Annotated in this window: 2 rRNA genes; both read left to right on the plus strand. The window is 50.1% G+C overall.

From position 1 onward, the window contains the following. The first annotated feature begins 96 nt into the window (after window positions 1–96). Window positions 97–3,015 (plus strand): 23S ribosomal RNA (locus FC15_RS02715). 78 nt (window positions 3,016–3,093) lie between these two features. Further along, a 5S ribosomal RNA gene (gene rrf, locus FC15_RS02720) occupies window positions 3,094–3,210 on the plus strand. Window positions 3,211–3,212 lie beyond the last annotated feature (2 nt).

A 3,212-nucleotide genomic window follows, 5' to 3' on the forward strand; every position in this document is an offset into this window, starting at 1 on the left:
AACTCGTTCTTTGAAAACTGGATACTATGAAACTGTAATAACCGAGAAACACACGACAAGCAATTGTCGAAGACCAAGAAAACGTCAGTTTTCACAGGTCAAGTTATAAAGGGCGCACGGTGAATGCCTTGGCACTAGGAGTCGACGAAGGACGGGACGAACACCGATATGCTTCGGGGAGCTGTAAGTAAGCAATGATCCGGAGATTTCCGAATGGGGCAACCCAATCATCCGTAGGATGATTACAGCTTAGTGAATACATAGCTAAGTTGAGACAAACGTGGGGAACTGAAACATCTCAGTACCTGCAGGAAGAGAAAGAAAATCGATTTCCTCAGTAGCGGCGAGCGAACGGGAAACAGCCCAAACCAATGAGCTTGCTTATTGGGGTTGTAGGACAAAACACATGGAGTTACAAAAGTATCAGTTAGTCGAAGCAGATGGGAAGCTGCGCTAAAGAGAGTGAGAGCCTCGTAGACAAAAACTGGTACCCTCCGTTTTGGATCCTGAGTACGGCCAAACACGAGAAATTTGGTCGGAAGCTGGGAGGACCATCTCCCAAGGCTAAATACTACCTAGTGACCGATAGTGAACCAGTACCGTGAGGGAAAGGTGAAAAGCACCCCGGGAGGGGAGTGAAATAGATCCTGAAACCGTGTGCCTACAAGTAGTCAAAGCCCGTTAATGGGTAATGGCGTGCCTTTTGTAGAATGAACCGGCGAGTTATGTTTTCATGCGAGGTTAAGTTGAAAAGACGGAGCCATAGCGAAAGCGAGTCTGAATAGGGCGTTAAGTATGAGGATGTAGACCCGAAACCAAGTGACCTACCCATGTCCAGGTTGAAGGTGTGGTAAAACGCACTGGAGGACCGAACCCACGCATGTTGAAAAATGCGGGGATGAGGTGTGGGTAGCGGTGAAATTCCAAACGAACTTGGAGATAGCTGGTTCTCTCCGAAATAGCTTTAGGGCTAGCCTCGAGGCTAGGATCATGGAGGTAGAGCACTGTTTGGACTAGGGGCCCGTCAAGGGTTACTGAATCCAGATAAACTCCGAATGCCATTGATCTAGTCCTCGGGAGTCAGACTGCGAGTGATAAGATCCGTAGTCGAAAGGGAAACAGCCCAGATCACCAGTTAAGGTCCCCAAATCTATGCTAAGTGGAAAAGGATGTGGAGTTGCGCAGACAACTAGGATGTTGGCTCAGAAGCAGCCACCATTCAAAGAGTGCGTAATAGCTCACTAGTCGAGTGACTCTGCGCCGAAAATGTACCGGGGCTAAGCATAGTACCGAAACTGTGGATGCACCCGTAAGGGTGTGTGGTAGGAGAGCGTTCTAAGGGCGGTGAAGCTAGATCGTAAGGACTAGTGGAGCGCTTAGAAGTGAGAATGCCGGTATGAGTAGCGAAAGATCAGTGAGAATCTGATCCACCGAATGACTAAGGTTTCCTGGGGAAGGCTCGTCCTCCCAGGGTTAGTCGGGACCTAAGGCGAGGCCGCAAGGCGTAGTCGATGGCAAGCAGGTCGAGATTCCTGCACTTCTTTGTTTCGTTTGAGTGATGGAGGGACACAGGAGGCTAAGTCGAGCATGCGACTGGAAAAGCATGTCCAAGTAACAAGTCTGAAGATGAGTTAAATGCTTATTTTCATTAAGGACAAGTTATGATGGGGAGCGAAATTTAAGTAGCGAAGCGACTGATGTCACACTGTCAAGAAAAGCTTCTAGCGAGAAACAAAGGACCCGTACCGCAAACCGACACAGGTAGTCGAGGAGAGTATCCTAAGGTGAGCGAGTGAACTATCGTTAAGGAACTCGGCAAAATGACCCCGTAACTTCGGGAGAAGGGGTGCTGACCGCAAGGTCAGCCGCAGTGAATAGGCCCAAACAACTGTTTATCAAAAACACAGGTCTCTGCAAAATCGAAAGATGACGTATAGGGGCTGACGCCTGCCCGGTGCTGGAAGGTTAAGAGGAGTGCTTAGGTGTAAACCGAAGGTACGAATTGAAGCCCCAGTAAACGGCGGCCGTAACTATAACGGTCCTAAGGTAGCGAAATTCCTTGTCGGGTAAGTTCCGACCCGCACGAAAGGCGTAATGATTTGGGCACTGTCTCAACGATAGACTCGGTGAAATTATATTACCCGTGAAGATGCGGGTTACCCGCGACAGGACGGAAAGACCCCATGGAGCTTTACTGTAGCTTGATATTGAGTGTTTGTAAAACATGTACAGGATAGGTAGGAGCCGAAGAAGTAGGGACGCTAGTTTCTACGGAGGCAATGGTGGGATACTACCCTTGTTTTATGAACATTCTAACCCGCGCCACTCACGTGGCGGGAGACAGTGTCAGGTGGGCAGTTTGACTGGGGCGGTCGCCTCCTAAAGTGTAACGGAGGCGCTCAAAGGTTCCCTCAGAATGGTTGGAAATCATTCGTAGAGTGTAAAGGTAAAAGGGAGCTTGACTGCGAGACAGACAAGTCGAGCAGGGACGAAAGTCGGACTTAGTGATCCGGTGGTACCGTATGGAAGGGCCATCGCTCAACGGATAAAAGCTACCCTGGGGATAACAGGCTTATCTTCCCCAAGAGTCCACATCGACGGGAAGGTTTGGCACCTCGATGTCGGCTCATCGCATCCTGGGGCTGAAGTTGGTCCCAAGGGTTGGGCTGTTCGCCCATTAAAGCGGTACGCGAGCTGGGTTCAGAACGTCGTGAGACAGTTCGGTCCCTATCCGTCGCGGGCGTAGGAAATTTGAGAGAAGCTGTCCTTAGTACGAGAGGACCGGGATGGACATACCGCTGGTGTACCAGTTGTGCCGCCAGGCGCAGAGCTGGGTAGCTATGTATGGACGGGATAAACGCTGAAAGCATCTAAGTGTGAAGCCCCTCTCGAGATGAGATTTCCCATAACATAAGTTAGTAAGACCCCTCAGAGATGATGAGGTAGATAGGCTGGGAGTGGAAGTCTAGTGATAGATGGAGCGGACCAGTACTAATCGGTCGAGGGCTTGACCAAAGGTCAGTGAAGTAACGGTTAGAGCAGTTGAATAGGATCCAGTTTTGAGAGAGCGAGAGCTTTTTCAAAGGAAAGTAGTGTGGTGGCGGTAGCAAGAAGGATACACCTGTATCCATGCCGAACACAGAAGTTAAGCTTCTTAGCGCCGAGAGTAGTTGGTGGGAGACTGCCTGCGAGGGTAGGGCGCTGCCACGCTA

Origin of the sequence: Lapidilactobacillus concavus DSM 17758 (genome assembly GCF_001435835.1) — a bacterium.
Classification (GTDB): domain Bacteria; phylum Bacillota; class Bacilli; order Lactobacillales; family Lactobacillaceae; genus Lapidilactobacillus; species Lapidilactobacillus concavus.